Source organism: uncultured Planktomarina sp., from assembly GCA_943788425.1.
Taxonomy (GTDB): Bacteria; Pseudomonadota; Alphaproteobacteria; order Rhodobacterales; family Rhodobacteraceae; genus Planktomarina.
This window is the reverse complement of sequence record CALSQF010000001.1, coordinates 320,411-337,328: the sequence shown is the minus strand read 5'-3', so window position 1 is coordinate 337,328 and position 16,918 is coordinate 320,411. Positions and strand designations below refer to the sequence as shown.

Here is a 16,918-nt window from a genome sequence, read left to right as displayed (position 1 = left end):
CTTGCCGCCTTGGGCGCGCTTTGATGCGGGGCGCGATCGTCTATTATCTACTTTGACTCTACGCGTCATGTCCACCGCTCCCATATTACGCGTCGATCGCGGCCAAAACCGCTTCGCCAAGGCTCGCAGGGCTCTCCGCGACAACAATTCCGGCCATTTTCATAGCTTCGATCTTATCTTCTGCGCCACCTTTGCCGCCAGCGACAATCGCGCCTGCGTGCCCCATTCTGCGCCCCGCGGGAGCTGTGCGGCCAGCAATGAAGCCTGCCACTGGTTTCCAGCGGCCTTTTTTCTTTTCATCGGCGAGAAATTGGGCGGCTTCCTCTTCGGCTGAGCCGCCAATTTCACCGATCATTATTATTGATTGGGTTTCTTCATCGGCAAGGAACCATTCAAGCACGTCAATATGCTCTGTGCCTTTGATCGGATCGCCGCCGATTCCGACGCAGGTGGATTGGCCCAATCCCACATCGGTGGTTTGCTTTACAGCCTCATAGGTCAAAGTGCCCGAGCGGGATACCACGCCGACAGAGCCGCGGCGGTGAATATGGCCTGGCATAATACCAATTTTGCAGGCGTCAGGTGTAATCACCCCAGGGCAGTTGGGCCCGATCAACCGGCTCGAGGAGCCTTCAAGCACCCGCTTAACGCGCATCATGTCCAAAACGGGAATGCCTTCAGTGATGCAGACGATAACTTCCATCTGCGCGTCAATGGCTTCGAGAATGGAGTCTGCTGCGAAGGGAGGCGGCACATAGATGACTGTGGAATTGGCCTGTGTGACAGATTTGGCCTCATGCACAGAATTGAAAACTGGCAGATTTAAATGGGTTTGCCCGCCCTTGCCAGGGGTGACCCCACCGACCATTTTAGTGCCATAGGCAATGGCTTGCTCTGAGTGAAATGTGCCCTGGCTGCCGGTGAATCCCTGGCAGATGACTTTGGTGTTCTCGTCGATAAGTACAGCCATTCGGCGCTCCTCGTTCGTATGTTAGCAGCGGCAGTTTCGGCCGGCTGCAAAATTCCAATTCAGCGGTCGCAGGGCCGCGTTACAGCGCCTTTACAGCAGCAACGATTTTTTTGGCCCCATCGCGGAGGTTGTCGGCTGCGATCACATTCAGCCCGCTCTCGGTGATGATCCGCTTGCCTTCATCCACATTAGTGCCCTCTAAGCGAACGACCAAAGGCACCGTAAGCCCCACTTCTTTGACCGCGGAGACCACGCCATCAGCAATCACGTCACAGCGCATGATCCCACCAAAGATATTGACCAAAATACCTTTCACTTGTGGATCAGAGGTGATGATTTTGAAGGCTTCTGTCACTTTTTCTTTCGTGGCGCCGCCGCCGACATCGAGGAAGTTCGCCGGCTCAGCGCCATAGAGTTTGATGATGTCCATGGTGGCCATGGCCAGACCAGCGCCGTTGACCATACACCCGATTTCGCCATCCAAGGCGATATAGTTCAGATCATATTTGGACGCTTCCAATTCACGGGCGTCCTCTTCGGTGGTGTCGCGCAGTTCGGCGATATCTGCATGGCGGTACACCGCATTGCCATCGAAGCCAATTTTAGCATCTAGAACTTTCAAATCTCCACCATCGGTGATGATCAAAGGGTTGATCTCCAACATCTCCATGTCTTTTTCAACGAAGGCTTTGTAGAGCTGGCCCATCAATTTAACACATTGCTTGACCTGTGCGCCTTGGAGCCCAAGGGAAAAAGCGATGCGGCGGCCATGAAAGCCTTGATATCCAGTGGCGGGATCCACCGAGAAGGAGAGGATTTTTTCTGGTGTTGCTTCTGCCACCTCTTCGATATCCATCCCGCCTTCAGTGGAGGCCACAAAAGAAATGCGGCTTGTTTGGCGGTCGACCAGGATAGCGAGATAAATTTCTTTCTCAATACCGGAGCCATCTTCGATATAGATCCGGTTGACCAATTTCCCGGTAGGACCGGTTTGTTTGGTCACAAGTGTGCGGCCCAGCATCGCCTTGGCTTCTTTTTCAGCTTCATTGACCGATCGCGCCAGGCGCACGCCACCTGCTGTGCCGGCGTCGGCTTCAATAAAGCTGCCTTTCCCGCGCCCACCGGCGTGGATTTGAGCTTTCACAACCCATAGGGGACCATCCATTTCCGAGGCTGCCGCTTTGGCGGCATCGGCGCTGAGTACAATGCGCCCGTCGCTGACAGGTGCGCCGTAGCTGCGCAATAGGGCTTTGGCTTGATATTCATGAATATTCATAGAGCTGATCCTGCAATTTATTACTTATCGCATGTAAAACACATTAATTGTGGCGATATAGTAAATTTATTGCAGAAAAGCTGTTTTTCGTACATTTGTGATCACAGAAAAAAAATTTGTGATCACAAAAAACAAATTTCACCTGGACCTGGGGTAAATCAACCGAGTGGCACAGTTTTTTGACATCTAAAAAAACGCCTGCAAACCTGTTTGTGCCCGCCCAAGGATCAAAGCATGTACGTCATGTGTCCCCTCATATGTGTTGACCGTCTCAAGATTGGCCGCATGGCGCATGATCTGGAACCCCTCTGCGATTCCATTGCCCCCATGCATGTCTCGGCTCACGCGCGCGATGTCCAAAGCCTTGCCACAATTGTTGCGTTTCATCAGGCTGATGAGCTCTGGACTAGCCGTGCCATCGTCCATCATCTGACCCAATCGGAACGCCGACTGTGAACCCAGGGAAATTTCAGTTTGCATATCGGCAAGTTTTTTCTGGAACAGCTGGGTTTGCGCCAGAGGCTTGTTGAATTGTTTTCGGTCCAGACCATATTGCAATGCCGCGTGCCAACAAAACTCAGCTGCGCCCATAACGCCCCAAGCAATGCCATAGCGGGCTCGGTTGAGACAGCCGAAGGGCCCTTTGAGACCTTCGACATTCGGCAACAGCGCGTCTTCACCCACTTCGACGCCATCCATTACGATTTCCCCAGTGACCGAGGCCCGTAGGGAGAGCTTGCCACCGATTTTCGGCGCCGATAACCCGATCATGCCTTTTTCCAAGATAAACCCGCGGATCTTCCCGCCGTGGTCTTCAGATTTGGCCCAAACGACAAAGACATCCGCGATCGGCGCGTTGGAAATCCACATCTTAGATCCGGTAAGCTTATATCCCGTTGTGGTTTTTTCAGCGCGGGTCTTCATTCCTGCGGGGTCAGATCCAGCATCTGGCTCGGTCAGACCGAAGCAACCAATCAAGGCGCCAGAGCAGAGCCCCGGCAAGAATTTTTGCCGTTGGGCCTCACTTCCATAGGCATGGATGGGGTAAATGACCAAAGAAGACTGCACCGACATCATCGAGCGATAGCCGCTGTCAACCCGCTCAACTTCTCGCGCGATCAAACCATAGGCCGTGTAAGAGGCACCAAGCCCGCCGTATTCCTCGGGAATCGTGGCCCCCAAAAGGCCCGCTTCACCCATTTTGAGGAATAGGCTAGGATTGACCGTAGCTTCTCGGTAGGCATCAATAATCAAGGGTTGCAATTCATTTTGGGCAAATTGGGCCGCCGCGTCGCGTAGCATGCGGTCATCTTCGTTCAACTGGTTGTCCAGCAAGAAAGGGTCGGGCCAATTAAAATTGGCCAATTGTGGTTTGAGGTCCACCATGGTGATTGCTCCTAATCAGTTGCCGCGAATTTGATCTAAGCGCAACCGGAGTACAACCCCTCGCATGGCGAAGGATCTGCGGCAAATGGTAGAAACAAAAAAATCCGAAGCTTGCACTCCGGGTTTTCAACATACTTTGTGTTTGAGACTATTTTGGCAGCGGGCCAACCAGCATGATCATCTGGCGACCTTCCATTTTTGGCATATTTTCAACCCGGCCAGTTTCTTTGGTATCTTCGGCAACGCGCAGCAGCAAATCGCGGCCCAATTCCTGGTGTGCCATCTCGCGCCCTTTAAAGCGCAGGGTAATTTTTACCTTATCGCCATTTTCCAAAAACTTGAACACATTGCGCATTTTAACTTCATAGTCATGCTTATCTGTGTTCGGTCGGAATTTGACCTCTTTAATTTCAATGATCTTTTGCTTTTTGCGCGCTTCGGCTTCTTTCTTTTGAGATTCGTACTTAAATTTCCCAAAATCCATAATCTTGCAAACAGGTGGATTTGCATTTGGTGAAATTTCAACCAAGTCCAACCCGGCATCTTCTGCCATGATTAAAGCGCGTTCTGGCGTGACCACGCCAATGTTTTCGCCATCTTCGTCAATCAAGCGAAGTTCGCTCCCACGGATGCGGTCGTTGATACGAGGGCCGGTTTCGCGCTGCGGAGGCGCGTTGTGAGGTCTGCGGGCTATAGCTATCGTCCTTTTGTGGATAAATTAACGCCGCCTACCTAGCGGCGTGGCCGAGTAGTTTCAAGGCATATCTTTATAGGCGGGCTTGCGTCTAGCCGACGAAGGCTTTCTCGATCACATAGTCGCCAGGATCGGAATTGGCGCCCTCGCGAAGGCCATAGGCCTCAAGAATGCGTTTCATATCCGTGTTCAATCCCATAGAGCCGCAGACCATTGCGCGGTCATTTTCTGCGTTGAAATCTAAAATCCCCAGATCGGCAAAGAGCGCGCCATTTTCTAACAATGTGGTGATACGGCCCACTGTGGCCGAGGTCTCGCGGGTGGTGGTGGGATAATAGATCAGCTTGGATTGGGCCTCTTCACCCACCAAAACATCATTTTTCGTTTCTTCGATCAGCTCTTGACCAAATTTGAGTTCAGCCAGATCGCGGCAGCTGTGGGTCAAAATGACCTTTTCGAACCGTTCATAGGTCTCCGGCTCGCGCAGAAGCGAGGCAAAGGGGGCAATCCCCGTGCCGGTTGAGAAAAACCAAATGCGTTTGGCTGGGGTTAGGGCGTCATGCACCAAAGTGCCGACCGGTTTGGGGCGCAGTATCACTTGATCGCCCGGCTTGATGTACTGCAATTTTCTGGTCAGCGGACCGTCTTTGACCTTGATGGAATAAAACTGCAAGGTTTCATCCCAGGCCGGCGAGGCAATGGAATAGGCGCGCAGCAACGGTTTTTCTTTGCCCGTTACAGGATCAGGATCGCTCATCAAACCAATCATGACAAATTCGCCTGAGCGGAACCGCAATGAGGCGGGCCGGGTGACGCGGAAGCGAAACAGGCGATCAGTATAATGTTCAACCTCTGTGACGGTTTGGGCGTCAGGCAGGCTTGCGGGTTCTGTTTTACTAAGTGTCACGGTGCTTTGCTCGGTCATTAAGGATCCTTGAAGCTGTATTCTGTCGAAGTCGGAAGTTCAATTGCGGCTTTCGACATTTTGTTGCGATGGGCCCGCAGGGCGGCGCAGGCGCGATTGGTAGTCATGGGCGCGCCAGTCTGCGCGGGCCAGCCATTGGGGCTCTGGCTGGCGTGTGGCAAACTCTTGCGATATTTCGACGTCATCAAAGCCAGAACGCCGTGCCATAGCGTATTGATCGGCCAGCACATAACCGGCCAGCCTGAGATGGCCCTGGTAACCACATTGCCGCAACCTTGCGGCAAGGGTAAAGCCGCGCCCATCGGCAAAGCTGTCGAGAGTGATACGAATGCAACTGCGCTGTAGCAGCTCAGATGTGATTTCCTCTGGGTCAAAGTCAGATGATAAATCTGCCGCGATTGTCAGGTCATTTTGCAGCGAAAAGCCGTGGTCATTCACGATAACAATCATGGAATCCTCATAGGTTTATGGGTTTGATGACAAATAAATGCCGGATTCGGTTTTTTTGATTTGCCGTGCTGTAGGTGGGCGACAGAGCGACGCAGCATGCCCAATAGAGGGGTCGTCATTTTCCATCAAGGCATGTCTGGGTCGGTCATGGGTCTCAAAATTGCCATTGACATCATGCTGCCTTTCTTGTTTGCGGGTATAAAAGGGCTTTGAAGGGCACCAATCCCAGACGACGATAGGCCTCCAGAAAGCTCTCGTGTCGGTCTAGGCGCAGCTTTAGATAGCCAAGCAGCAATCGCTCGATCGCGGGGAGAATCTCATCGGCGCCGAAGCCAGGGCCCGCACGGGTTCCAATCTCTGCCTCAGTAGTCGCATCGCCGCCAAGTGTGATTTGATAGCTTTCAACACCGGCTTTCTCGAGACCTAAAATCCCGATGTGCCCGACATGGTGATGGCCGCAGGCGTTGATGCAGCCTGAAATCTTGAGTTTCAACGGCCCAATGTCATGTTCCAGTTTGAGCGCTTGAAAGCGTGTCGCGATCTGCTGGGCCACCGGAATGGAGCGGGCTGTTGCCAAGGCGCAGTAATCCATGCCGGGGCAGGCGATGATGTCTGAAACCAACCCGATATTGGCAGCTGCCAAATCCGCTTGGCGCAGCGCTTGGAACACTTGGGGTAAATCAGCACGATGCACATGAGGCAAAATTACATTTTGCTCGTGGGAAATGCGCAATTCGTCATGGCCAAAATTGCGCGCGATTTTTGCCAAGGCGCGCATTTGAGCTGCGCTTGCGTCCCCAGGTGTTGCGCCGGGTTTTTTCAAACTCACAGAGACGATCGCATAGCCGGGCGCCTTATGAGCGGTGATGTTCGTGTCCAACCAAGCGCGGAACACAGGGGTTTGCGCCGGGGCGCTATCTGCCTCAACTTGTGCGATTAAAGGTTTGAATTTTGGCGGAGCGAAATGCTGTTCAATATCTTTTAAAAGCTGCAAATCCGCACCTGCAAACCGAGGTTTAATCTTGGCAAACTGCGCCTCGACCCGCTGTTTGATTTCCTCTATTCCATGCTCATGGGTGGTCATTTTTATTCGGGCTTTATATTTATTGTCCCGCCGACCCAGCAGGTTATAGGTGCTGACTACGGCCTCCAAATAAGGCAACAGATCGTCCAGCGGTACAAAGGGTGAGAGGGTTTTGCCAATCATGGGTGTGCGTCCCAAGCCCCCGCCCACAATCACTTCAAACCCGCGCAGGCCATCTTGCACTATCATGCGCAACCCGATGTCATGCGCCCGCGTTACGGCGCGATCATTGGGGCTGCCCGTGACCGCAATCTTGAATTTTCGGGGCAAAAATTGAAACTCGGGGTGATCGGTTGACCATTGTCGGATCAGCTCGGCGATGGGGCGGGGGTCGGCAAGCTCATCGGCCGCGGCCCCGGCGAAATGATCTGCTGTGACATTGCGGACGGTGTTGCCACTGGTTTGGATAGCGTGCATCTCGACGTCAGCCAAAGCCTGCAATATACTGGGCACATCTTCGAGTTTTGGCCAGTTAAATTGAATGTTTTGCCGTGTGGTGAAATGGCCATAGCCTTTGTCCCATCGCTCGGCGATCATAGCAAGTTGGCGCATTTGGCGGCTGTTGAGGGTACCATAGGGAATGGCGACGCGAAGCATGTAAGCATGCAACTGCAAATATAACCCATTCATCAGGCGGAGCGGTTTGAACTCGTCTTCAGTGAGGCTACCGTCCAGACGGCGGGCGACCTGCGCGCGAAACTGCGTCACGCGCTCTGCTATGAATTCATGGTCAAAACTAGAATATTCATACATCCTAAACTTCCTGTTTTCCGTGACGATAATTGGATGGGCCGGTGCTGCGAAACGTCTCTCGAAAATGGCTGGCCTTCGGACCATCGATCTCGTCGATCACGTCGCTCAGATAGGCGCCGACAACGGCATTGGGTTGCCCTTGGGCGAAGGCAAGGCTTGCTTTGGCCAAATCACTGTCTTTGATCACTGACGCCTTCGCCAATTCTGGGGTCCAGCTGTGTGGGAAGCGCAGGTACAAGACTTCTCCTGATCTTAAATCATTGGCGGTGACGACTTTCGAGCTTGCTGTTAAAGACATAGATCCGCCTCCTGGTTTTGAAAAATTTGCGCCGCGGCCGTCCGGGGCGAAATTCCGTAAAGCAGCACCACCGGTCCTGCCATGGCGTAAAGCGCCTCCGTTAGGGCATTAAGCGGGGCGGCCCGAATGACTTCGTCGGCGCTTGAGCTGTTTTCAATAATGCTCACAGGCGTGAGCGGATCAGCACCATGCATCAGCAAGCGCGTTTGAATAAATCTTGCGGCTGTCTTACCCATATAAATTGCCGCGACTGCGCCCGGTTTGGCCAAGCCGCGCCAATCTTGCTCTGCATAACCGGCCATATCGTGACCCGTGATCAGCCTGAGCTGGGAATTGCGCCCGCGGCGGGTCAAGCTGCGTCCCAATGCAGCGGCGGCGGCCGAGGCCGCGGTGATGCCCGGCACAATGCTGTAGGAGATATCATGGACGGCAATCGCCTCTAATTCCTCATCCAAACGACCAAAAACCGCTGGATCGCCAGACTTTAAGCGAACGACCTGTGCGCCCTGCGCAGCGTGGTGGGTAATCAATTGATTGATATCTTCCTGCGCCATAGCCGGGCCAAACCCAGTTTTGCCAACGTCGATAATGGTGGCCTCGCGACGGGCCAGCTCTAAGATGCGCCGATCCACCAGCCGATCGTGCAAGATCACATCGGCCTCATGTAATATTACGCGGGCCTTGTGGGTCAGAAGGGTGGGATCACCTGGGCCGGCACCGACAAAATCCACATGACCTTGCTTGGGGCGCGCATCTTGATATTCCGCAAGCAATTCATGCAAAGCCTGCCTGGCCCCCTGACCCCCCCGAGCTGCATAGGCGCCGGGGCCCTTGGAAAAATAATAGCTGCTCCAAAAATCTCGGCGTGTGCGTCCCAAAGGCAGCGCCTGGGCCAATGATCGGAAGGTTTGGCCAATACGAGCCAATGCGCCAAGGTTTTGTGGCAAACGCTCCTCAATGTGGCGTTTAATGGCTCTCGCAACCACTGGCGCGGTGCCCTCGGTTCCGATGGCCACGGTCACGGGATCGCGGTCAACGATGGCGGGAGTAATAAATTGTGACTGCTGTAGGTTATCAACCCAATTGAACAATGTTCCGGCGGATTGTGCGACCTTTTGGGTCTGTAAATCGCAACTGTCATCTTCGCTTGCTGCATAGATCAGTTGCGCTTGGCGTGCTTGGTCAAGGGTGAGGCCCCCCTTCGAAGTTTTCAACAGCCCATCTTGTTCCCAGCTTTGTATTTGCGCCGATGGGGCGGGGTCATAAACTGTAATTTTGGCTTTGGTTTTGAGCAAAAGCCGCAGTTTGGCGACCGCCGCTTCGCCCCTACCAACCAAGGCAATCGGCTGCTGCGCCACATCCAAAAAAATGGGAAAATATTTCATTATTTCGCCTCCATGGTGGTTATAATAGAAAATTATTCTGGTATTTGCCTAGACATCTGCGATAATAAGGATGAAATCTTCGGAAGGCTGTGGGATGCACGCGCCTGTTCTCATTGGAAAGGGAAAATCGGATGACTGTTCGTCTGGATGTGGTGGATCGCAAAATTTTATCGGAGCTGCAAAAGGATGCCAGCCGGTCCTTGGATGAAATTGCCAAGACAATCGGGGCATCGAAAACCCCGGTTTGGAATAGAATCAAGAAACTGCGCGAAGCGGGGGTGATCAAGCGCACTACGGTTGAGCTAGATGCTGAGGCGCTCGGCTTTGAAGCCTGTTTTTTTGTGTTGATCCGCACCTCTGAACATGAGGCCGATTGGCAAGATAGCTTTCTGACCGCGTTGCAAAACCGTCCCGAGGTGCTCGAAGCACATCGTTTGGCAGGGGAGATTGACTATATTTTGAAAGTCATCGTGCCCAATGCTCGGGCATATGACAGTTTTTACCAAGCACTTATCTCGGAGGTGCGGGTGTTTAACGTCACAGCGCTTTTAAGTATGGAGGAGCTCAAATCTGGCGGCGGATTGAGCCTTGATTCGTAGGGATTGTCGCATTGCTGATCCGGCGCGTGTTTTGCCAAATTCGGTGGGCCATGAAAGAAATGCAAAATAATGGCCAAAAGCTCGTCGTGCCGCTTGACGCTGCCGGGTGGCTTGCTTAGAGAACTCTCAGTCTGACAAGACACACAGTTGGCGGTTGTAGCTCAGTTGGTTAGAGTACCGGCCTGTCACGCCGGGGGTCGCGGGTTCGAGCCCCGTCAACCGCGCCACTGTGACGTTGTAAAGACAGATGCGCGGTTGTAGCTCAGCTGGTTAGAGTACCGGCCTGTCACGCCGGGGGTCGCGGGTTCGAGCCCCGTCAACCGCGCCATTTTTCACCATAATTCAAAGATGTAACGCAGGTACAAGGCCGGGTAGCCTTACCAATACAGCCTGTGCAGGATCCGCGCCCAGCTGCGAATGCCTTTGTGAAAGCTCCGCAGGTCGTATTTTTCATTAGGACTGTGAATCGCATCATTGTCGCGGGCAAAGCCAATCAACATCGCATCCATCCCGAGAATCGATTTGAAATGTCCAGCGATTGGGATCGATCCGCCGCATCCCACAAATGCGGCCGGATTGGGCCATTCATCGGAGAGCGCAGCGCGAGCAGCGTCAAAGGCCGGGTTTTTTATCGACATTCCGGACCCGGCGGAGGCGCCATGCGGTTTGAAGGTGACGCTGCAATCGGCAGGCAGGAGAGAACGCACCATCGCACGAAAGTTTTCGCGGATCGCATGGGGGTCTTGCTGCCCAACCAAGCGAAATGAGATTTTCGCATGTGCTTGGCTCGGTAAAACAGTTTTAAATCCTGCACCTGTGTAGCCGCTCCAAATGCCATTGACCTCGCAGGTGGGGCGCGACCAGATCATTTCTAGGGCACTACGCCCGTGCTCACCGGCCAGCTCAGACAGATCCACCTGTCCTAAAAACCCGTCATGATCGAAGTTGAGGCCTTCCCATTGCGCGGCAATCTCAGGTGGCAGCTCAGGCACACCGTCATAAAATCCTGGGACCGTAATGCGGCCTTGGTCGTCATGTAGTGCCGCGATGATCTTGGCTAGCACGCGCGCAGGGTTCATAGCTGCTCCGCCATACATGCCGGAGTGGAGATCCTTAGACGGGCCTGTGATGGTCAATTCCTCGCCCAAAAGTCCCCGCAGGCGGGTGACAATACCTGGGGTGTCATCGCCGAACAGCCCCGTGTCACAGATCATCGCAACATCGGCGTTTAATTCCTCTGCGTTGTCACGCATGAAGGGCACCAATGAGGGCGAGCCCGACTCCTCTTCGCCTTCAAAAAATAGGCTGATTTTGCCGGGCAGGGAGCCATGGACCGCTTTCCAGGCGCGGCAGGCTTCGATGAAGGTCATCAGCTGGCCCTTATCATCTGACGCGCCGCGCGCGCGGATCACTGGCCCGAGATCACCTTGCTCCAGAACCGGTTCAAAGGGAGAACGGTCCCATAGGTCAAGCGGATCCACCGGCTGTACGTCGTAATGGCCATAAAACAACACATGCGGCCCTTCAGAGCCGGCATGGGCAATCACCATCGGGTGACCTGGCGTGGCGCGTTTGCTGGCGTCAAAGCCAATGGACTTTAAATCCTCAACCAACCAATCGGCGGCTTTGTCGCAGTCTTGACGATAAGCCGGATCCGTTGAGATGCTCGGAATGCGAAGCAAGTTGAACAGATGTTCGGTTGTTTGGTCGATGTGAGCGTCAATGTGAGCTAAAACGGGGTCGAGCACAGCTGCGGACATGGGATCTCCAAACAGGATTAGAACGCGAATCTCCTCCCCATTGGTTGGCTATTACCACCGTTAGTCAAACGAAAACACGGGGCATTTCGGAACTATTTATGGGCCTATCAAAGGTGTTACCGAATGAAAATCTGCGCTCAAGGGCAAAAAGGTTGGCTAAACCTCGCTTAATGAACCAAATTATAAGTCCAAGCTCTATGTTTTTTTTGCCACTGTGTTATTAATGTTTCACTCGTCCGGAGGCCATTGGGGGCGCCCGGGGGTAAAACGCACAGGGCAGCTCCATGATTGGCCGCAAGTCATTACGCCTCAAGGACATTAAAAAACCGTTAAAGCTGAAGGGCTTTGACGATTTTGAGGTGACTCTTGGCGATGTGATGCGTGGGGAGCGTGCGACGCGCGGCAAGTCTCTCATGGACGTGCAGCACGACCTTAGAATCAAGGCTGCATATATCGCAGGAGTGGAAGATTGCGACCCTTCGGTGTTCGACACGCCGGGGTTTATCGCTGGATATGTGCGCTCCTACGCCAAATATCTCGGTATGGACCCGGACGCTTCTTTTGACATGTTTTGTAAAGAAAGCGGTTTTGAATCTATACACGGCATGTCAGAGCGTGCGCTGCCGACGCGACTGAGCCGTGAAGAGCGCCTGGCCGCTTTAATCACGCGTCGGCCCGCTGGTGCCATTACCAGCACAACCCCATTTTTGCCGCCCAAGGAAAGTTTTTTCAATCGGGTTGATGTGCGGGCGTTTGTATCATCACTGGTACTGATGCTGTTGCTGGGTGGGCTTGGGTATGGGGCTTATTCTGTGGTGCAAGAAATCCAGCGCGTGCAGATGGTCCCGGTGGAACAGGCCCCATTGGTGGCCTCTGATCTGGATCCTCTGCGGCCACGAGAGACGGCCTCTGTCGAGTCGTCTTTGCGAAATGCGCAAAGCGATGAAATCTATAGTCGTATTTATCAGCCACAGGCCTTAGACCTTCCGGTTGTAGTGCCGCGCGATGGGCCAATCGCAAATATTGATCCAGACCAACGCGGCGCTTTCGCGGCCCAGGAGCCGCCAATGGTGACAGCCGCTGTTGATGAGAGCGTCGAAGATATTTTGTCCGATATTGTTGGGGCCGCATTCGAGCCTGAGCCTGTAGCTCCGCTGCAAGTGGTCGAGAGTTTTCCCGCGGCGGTGCAGCTTGTGTCATCCCAAGGGGTTTGGTTACGGGTCAAAGATTCCGAAGGTTCAGTTATTTTTGAGCGCATCATGGATGCGCGCACGCCCTATGAGGTGCCACTCAACGATGCTCCCGCTGTCATTGAGCGGGCGGGCAACGCGAGCGCATTGTTCTTTTTGGTGAATGGCGCGCTCTATGGTCCGGCCGGGGGCAGCGGGCGTGTGGCGAAAAATATTGAGCTCTCTGCGGAAAACTTGTCTCAAAGTTATGAGCGTTACACGCCGCAGGATCAGTCGCCGCTTTATAGTTTCTTGCTTGAGCTTGAAACTGATCCCGTCAAACCCTAATCATAGGGCCACAAACGTAACTCGTGAAAGTGTCGCATGTCTCTCAATCATATTCGCCCGTGGCGTAACATTTACCGCCGCAAAAGTCGGCAGATCATGGTTGGCTCTGTTCCGGTGGGTGGGGAAGCGCCCATTACGGTTCAAACTATGACCAATACGCTGACCACTGATGTCGCTGCGACCATCGCGCAGATCAAGGCCTGCGCGGATGCCGGCGCCGATATTTTGCGGGTCTCAGTACCGGATGAGGCCTCCTCCAAAGCGCTCAAGGAGATTGTCCGTGAAAGCCCGGTTCCGATTGTCGCAGACATCCATTTTCACTTTAAGCGCGGCATAGAGGCCGCTGAAGCTGGGGCGGCCTGCCTGCGGATCAATCCAGGCAATATCGGCAGCCAAGAGCGGGTGCGCGAGGTGATCAAAGCTGCGCGCGATAATGGCTGCTCCATTCGGATCGGCGTGAATGCCGGATCGCTTGAAAAACATTTGCTCGAGAAATACGGCGAGCCTTGCCCCGATGCGATGGTGGAAAGCGGTCTGGAGCACATAAAAATTCTACAAGACAATGATTTCCATGAGTTTAAAATAAGCGTCAAAGCCAGTGATGTCTTCATGGCTGCTGCGGCCTATCAAGCATTAGCGGAGGCCACCGACGCGCCAATTCACCTTGGGATCACCGAGGCGGGCGGTTTGATGTCCGGCACGATCAAATCCGCGATCGGTTTAGGAAATCTGCTTTGGATGGGCATTGGCGATACAATCCGCGTCAGCCTTTCGGCCGATCCCGTCGAAGAGGTGAAGGTCGGTTATGACATCCTAAAATCACTTGGTCTGCGCCATCGAGGGGTGAATATCATTTCCTGCCCAAGCTGCGCGCGACAGGGATTTGATGTGATCAAAACTGTTGAGGCGTTGGAGCGCCGGCTTGAGCATATCAAAACTCCGATGTCCCTTTCGATCATTGGATGCGTGGTCAATGGTCCCGGAGAGGCGTTGATGACCGATGTCGGCTTCACCGGCGGAGGGAATGGAGCGGGCATGGTTTATTTGGCTGGGCAGCAAAGCCATAAATTATCAAATGACGAAATGGTTGAGCATATTGTCAGCCAAGTGGAGATCCGCGCGGCACAGCTGGAACTTGAAACAGCTGCGGAGGAGACAGCGGCCGGTTAAGGTGTTTTAGCCGTGTCTAAAATATCCTGCGCCTTTTGCCGAGCCGCTGAACCGCGTGGCAAGAGGTCTTCGGCCCGTTTGGCCTGAATTGCGGCATTTTGCATATCTCCTTGCAATGCGTAACGCTCTGCAATGGCCAGAAAAGCCCGTCCCTGCTGACCATTGCGCGCGTAGGCCGTGCCTATATCGCGTAAAATTCTTGCGTCTCGACTGTCGAGGTTGCGGGCCTTTTGCAATATTTTCAGAGCTTGCGCATTTGAACTTTTGGTGTTTTGCGCCAGGAGAGATCGACCATAGCCCCCTAAGATAAGTGCATTGCTGGGCGCCAGTTTGGCGGCGCTGGCATAGGCTTTTGTGGCCGCTGAAAATTCCAGGCTTTCCAATAGGATTTGTCCCTGTAGCTCTCGGTAAAATGCATCGTTGGGATGGTCTGTAACCAGTTGGGCGATAGTCTGTTGCGCGGTGCTGCTGCGACCGCTGCGGTGCTCGGCTATCGCTCTGCGCATCCGATTCACATCTGAACTACCTGTTGCGCGGCGAATGGTCCATTGAGGCGCCCGCAGAAAACCTGATAATTTACCTTGAATGCGCGAAAACCAATAGGCCTGCTTGGCATCTGGCCGATGCGGTGTCGCGTTTGCGGCATAGGCGTGGATGGTGCGAATGCGGTCCTGGTTGAGGGGGTGGCTGCGCGTATAGGGATCTTGATAGTCTTCGCTTAGAGTGGACTGACCGATGAAGAGTTTGAAGACTTCAGCCATGGCGGTGGGATCGACCTTGGCCAACTCCATGAAACGCACCGCCGATTGATCTGCGGCGGATTCTTCTATGCGGTTATGGGCCAGCAAGACACGATTTACCGATCCTGTTGCGCCAAGGGCCAGCCCGAGACCTGCGTCAGTATGGCCCGCAGCAACCGCGGCAGCGCCAACCAATACCCCGAAGGATGTGGCCATTTTGGCCCGTCTGGCATTGGCGAGGCGCCGCGAAATATGTCCATTGCTAATATGCGCCGCCTCATGAGCAATCACCGATTGCAACTGGGCGGCACTTTTTAGTTGAAGCACAAGTCCAGCATGTAAAAATATATGCTTGTGATCAATGACAAAGGCATTCAAGCTCATGTCATTAATGATCCAAACCTTCACGCTTTCACTATTGAGGCTGGCCGCGCGCAATATCGGGTCGGCCAGTTGTTGCAACCCATGTTCGATATCTGGATCGCGCAGTAGGCTGATACTTTGGGCCGCAGAGGCGTTGAGCGCGCAAAAAATAGCGAGAAAAATTGCTTTCAAATAGTTCTTGAACATGTATCGGTCCTTGGGCCATCTAATAATGCGTTTGCGAAAGGAAAAGGCATGCCGTTGTCGAAACGAAGTCAAGTTGATCCTTTCATTGTTATGGACGTAATGGAAGCGGCCCGTAGCGCTGAGGCGAAAGGTGGCCGAATTGTGCATATGGAGGTGGGGCAACCGAGCACATCGGCGCCCCTTAAAGCCCGACAGGCCGTTGCTGCTGCGCTGCCGCGTGATGCGATGGGCTATACGGTGGCCCTTGGGTTGCCAGAGCTGCGCGCCGAAATCGCCGCGCTTTATAAACGTTGGTATGATGTGGATTTGGATCCGGGACGAGTTGTTGTGACCTCCGGCTCATCGGCAGGTTTTCTCTTGGCATTTACTGCATTGTTCGATCCCGGCGCAGGCGTGGGGGTGGCTGCGCCTGGCTATCCCTCCTATCGGCAGATTTTGAAGGCCCTTGCGCTCACCCCTGTCGATATTCCCACCCATGCCGGCCAAGGCCATCAATTACAGGTTGCTGATTTGCAAAATAGGCAGCTCGATGGGCTATTGGTCGCCTCGCCAGGCAATCCCACGGGCACGATGATAGACAAGCCAAGCTTGGCAGCTTTTGCAGATTTTGCGCAATCGCGAGACATTGGCTTTATTTCAGATGAGATTTACCACGGTATTGAGTATGACAAGAAAGCCGTCACTGCGCTTGAGGTCACGGATCGGGCCTATGTGATCAATTCATTTTCTAAGTATTTCTCGATGACCGGTTGGCGGATTGGGTGGCTGGTGGTGCCGCAAGACCATCTTCGCAGTATTGAGCGCTTGGCGCAAAATATGTTTATCTGCCCGCCGCATGTCAGCCAGCTGGCGGCTTTGGCAGCCTTGCAAAGCCATGATGAAATGCAAGAAAACTTGGCCGTGTACAGGCAGAACCGCTGCCTGATGCTGAACGGGCTGCCTGAGGCTGGGTTGACGCAAATCGCGCCGCCCGATGGCGCTTTTTATATCTATGCTGATATTTCTGAGTTTGGCGTCGATAGTCGGAGCTTCGCGGCGGAAGTCTTGCAAGAGGCGGGGGTCGCTCTGACGCCTGGGCTGGATTTCGACCCCACAAGGGGTCACCACACAATTCGGCTCTCCTATGCGCAAGCGACCGGAGAAATCATTGAGGGCCTGCGGCGGTTGAAGCGCTTTATGCACGACCGATATCTGTAAAAATTCAGCAAAATTCGGGCAGCACAAAAGCTGGTTCGCTATTTGAGCCGCTCTGTGCTTACATTTGGGGCAATCGTGTTTTGACCTGAGCCGGCGCACCGCCTATAGAGACGCAAAACTTGGAGTCAAAAACATTATGTCCAG

15 protein-coding genes and 2 tRNA genes are annotated in these 16,918 nt (G+C 53.8%); 6 read left to right on the top strand and 11 right to left on the bottom strand.

The window, feature by feature from the left end; translation table 11 throughout:
- Positions 1–85: 85 nt before the first annotated feature.
- The 9 genes from sucD to cysG form a co-directional block, all read right to left on the bottom strand.
- Entirely contained in the window at positions 86–970 is an 885-nt protein-coding gene (gene sucD / locus ABLW18_RS01650; protein ID WP_347823143.1) for a succinate--CoA ligase subunit alpha, read from the bottom strand.
- A gap of 79 nt (positions 971–1,049) precedes the next feature.
- On the bottom strand, positions 1,050–2,246 hold the full coding sequence (gene sucC, locus ABLW18_RS01645) for an ADP-forming succinate--CoA ligase subunit beta (protein WP_347823142.1): 1,197 nt from the start codon (positions 2,244–2,246) through the stop codon (positions 1,050–1,052).
- 186 nt (positions 2,247–2,432) lie between these two features.
- Complete coding sequence (locus tag ABLW18_RS01640; RefSeq protein WP_347823141.1) at positions 2,433–3,632, bottom strand: acyl-CoA dehydrogenase; 1,200 nt, start codon at positions 3,630–3,632, stop codon at positions 2,433–2,435.
- A gap of 148 nt (positions 3,633–3,780) precedes the next feature.
- On the bottom strand, positions 3,781–4,326 hold the full coding sequence (infC, locus tag ABLW18_RS01635; protein WP_347816434.1) for a translation initiation factor IF-3: 546 nt from the start codon (positions 4,324–4,326) through the stop codon (positions 3,781–3,783).
- A 91-nt stretch (positions 4,327–4,417) separates the two neighbouring features.
- A complete protein-coding gene (locus ABLW18_RS01630) occupies positions 4,418–5,251 on the bottom strand; it encodes a ferredoxin--NADP reductase (protein WP_347823140.1) in 834 nt (277 codons plus the stop codon).
- Positions 5,252–5,290: 39 nt separating this feature from the next.
- On the bottom strand, positions 5,291–5,701 hold the full coding sequence (locus ABLW18_RS01625; RefSeq protein ID WP_347823139.1) for a DUF934 domain-containing protein: 411 nt from the start codon (positions 5,699–5,701) through the stop codon (positions 5,291–5,293).
- A gap of 172 nt (positions 5,702–5,873) precedes the next feature.
- Positions 5,874–7,538, bottom strand: a complete 1,665-nt coding sequence (locus tag ABLW18_RS01620) for a nitrite/sulfite reductase (protein ID WP_347823138.1) — start codon at positions 7,536–7,538, stop codon at positions 5,874–5,876.
- 1 nt (position 7,539) lies between these two features.
- Complete coding sequence (locus ABLW18_RS01615) at positions 7,540–7,836, bottom strand: DUF2849 domain-containing protein (RefSeq protein ID WP_347823137.1); 297 nt, start codon at positions 7,834–7,836, stop codon at positions 7,540–7,542.
- Positions 7,827–9,221: a siroheme synthase CysG gene (cysG, locus tag ABLW18_RS01610; RefSeq protein ID WP_347823136.1), complete on the bottom strand. Its 1,395-nt coding sequence runs from the start codon at positions 9,219–9,221 to the stop codon at positions 7,827–7,829. Before cysG ends, ABLW18_RS01615 begins: the two co-directional genes overlap by 10 nt.
- A gap of 131 nt (positions 9,222–9,352) precedes the next feature.
- Here cysG and ABLW18_RS01605 point away from each other — a divergent pair, with 131 nt between their 5' ends.
- From ABLW18_RS01605 to ABLW18_RS01595, 3 genes are all read left to right on the top strand, one after another.
- Positions 9,353–9,820: an Lrp/AsnC family transcriptional regulator gene (locus tag ABLW18_RS01605; protein WP_347823135.1), complete on the top strand. Its 468-nt coding sequence runs from the start codon at positions 9,353–9,355 to the stop codon at positions 9,818–9,820.
- A gap of 150 nt (positions 9,821–9,970) precedes the next feature.
- A tRNA-Asp gene (locus ABLW18_RS01600) sits at positions 9,971–10,047 on the top strand.
- 24 nt (positions 10,048–10,071) lie between these two features.
- Positions 10,072–10,148, top strand: a tRNA-Asp gene (locus tag ABLW18_RS01595).
- Between the two features lie 49 nt (positions 10,149–10,197).
- On the opposite strand, the gene ABLW18_RS01590 is transcribed toward ABLW18_RS01595, so the two are convergent.
- Positions 10,198–11,580, bottom strand: coding sequence for a M20/M25/M40 family metallo-hydrolase (locus ABLW18_RS01590; protein ID WP_347823134.1), 1,383 nt, complete (start codon positions 11,578–11,580; stop codon positions 10,198–10,200).
- A gap of 284 nt (positions 11,581–11,864) precedes the next feature.
- Here ABLW18_RS01590 and ABLW18_RS01585 point away from each other — a divergent pair, with 284 nt between their 5' ends.
- Both ABLW18_RS01585 and ispG read left to right on the top strand, forming a co-directional pair.
- A complete protein-coding gene (locus ABLW18_RS01585) occupies positions 11,865–13,097 on the top strand; it encodes a RodZ domain-containing protein (RefSeq protein ID WP_347823133.1) in 1,233 nt (410 codons plus the stop codon).
- 36 nt (positions 13,098–13,133) lie between these two features.
- Positions 13,134–14,267 carry a flavodoxin-dependent (E)-4-hydroxy-3-methylbut-2-enyl-diphosphate synthase gene (ispG, locus tag ABLW18_RS01580; RefSeq protein WP_347823132.1) on the top strand — a complete coding sequence of 378 codons (1,134 nt, stop codon included), beginning with the start codon at positions 13,134–13,136 and terminating at the stop codon, positions 14,265–14,267.
- Here ispG and ABLW18_RS01575 read toward each other — a convergent pair.
- Positions 14,264–15,577: a M48 family metalloprotease gene (locus ABLW18_RS01575; RefSeq protein WP_347823131.1), complete on the bottom strand. Its 1,314-nt coding sequence runs from the start codon at positions 15,575–15,577 to the stop codon at positions 14,264–14,266. The genes ispG and ABLW18_RS01575 overlap by 4 nt on opposite strands.
- A gap of 48 nt (positions 15,578–15,625) precedes the next feature.
- On the opposite strand from ABLW18_RS01575, the gene ABLW18_RS01570 reads away from it, so the two are divergent.
- Positions 15,626–16,774 (top strand): aminotransferase class I/II-fold pyridoxal phosphate-dependent enzyme, encoded by a 1,149-nt coding sequence (locus ABLW18_RS01570; protein WP_347823130.1) that lies wholly within the window; start codon positions 15,626–15,628, stop codon positions 16,772–16,774.
- Positions 16,775–16,918: the final 144 nt, after the last annotated feature.

What these genes read in the sequence shown, in the direction of transcription:
- ABLW18_RS01585 (WP_347823133.1), top strand. Translation starts at nt 11,865, where the DNA reads ATGATTGGCCGCAAGTCATTACGCCTCAAGGACATTAAAAAACCGTTA.
- ispG (WP_347823132.1), top strand. Translation starts at nt 13,134, where the DNA reads ATGTCTCTCAATCATATTCGCCCGTGGCGTAACATTTACCGCCGCAAA.
- ABLW18_RS01605 (WP_347823135.1), top strand. Translation starts at nt 9,353, where the DNA reads ATGACTGTTCGTCTGGATGTGGTGGATCGCAAAATTTTATCGGAGCTG.
- ABLW18_RS01640 (WP_347823141.1), bottom strand. Translation starts at nt 3,632, where the DNA reads ATGGTGGACCTCAAACCACAATTGGCCAATTTTAATTGGCCCGACCCT.
- ABLW18_RS01615 (WP_347823137.1), bottom strand. Translation starts at nt 7,836, where the DNA reads ATGTCTTTAACAGCAAGCTCGAAAGTCGTCACCGCCAATGATTTAAGA.
- cysG (WP_347823136.1), bottom strand. Translation starts at nt 9,221, where the DNA reads ATGAAATATTTTCCCATTTTTTTGGATGTGGCGCAGCAGCCGATTGCC.
- ABLW18_RS01630 (WP_347823140.1), bottom strand. Translation starts at nt 5,251, where the DNA reads ATGACCGAGCAAAGCACCGTGACACTTAGTAAAACAGAACCCGCAAGC.
- sucD (WP_347823143.1), bottom strand. Translation starts at nt 970, where the DNA reads ATGGCTGTACTTATCGACGAGAACACCAAAGTCATCTGCCAGGGATTC.
- ABLW18_RS01620 (WP_347823138.1), bottom strand. Translation starts at nt 7,538, where the DNA reads ATGTATGAATATTCTAGTTTTGACCATGAATTCATAGCAGAGCGCGTG.
- ABLW18_RS01590 (WP_347823134.1), bottom strand. Translation starts at nt 11,580, where the DNA reads ATGTCCGCAGCTGTGCTCGACCCCGTTTTAGCTCACATTGACGCTCAC.
- sucC (WP_347823142.1), bottom strand. Translation starts at nt 2,246, where the DNA reads ATGAATATTCATGAATATCAAGCCAAAGCCCTATTGCGCAGCTACGGC.
- ABLW18_RS01575 (WP_347823131.1), bottom strand. Translation starts at nt 15,577, where the DNA reads ATGTTCAAGAACTATTTGAAAGCAATTTTTCTCGCTATTTTTTGCGCG.
- ABLW18_RS01625 (WP_347823139.1), bottom strand. Translation starts at nt 5,701, where the DNA reads ATGATTGTTATCGTGAATGACCACGGCTTTTCGCTGCAAAATGACCTG.
- ABLW18_RS01570 (WP_347823130.1), top strand. Translation starts at nt 15,626, where the DNA reads ATGCCGTTGTCGAAACGAAGTCAAGTTGATCCTTTCATTGTTATGGAC.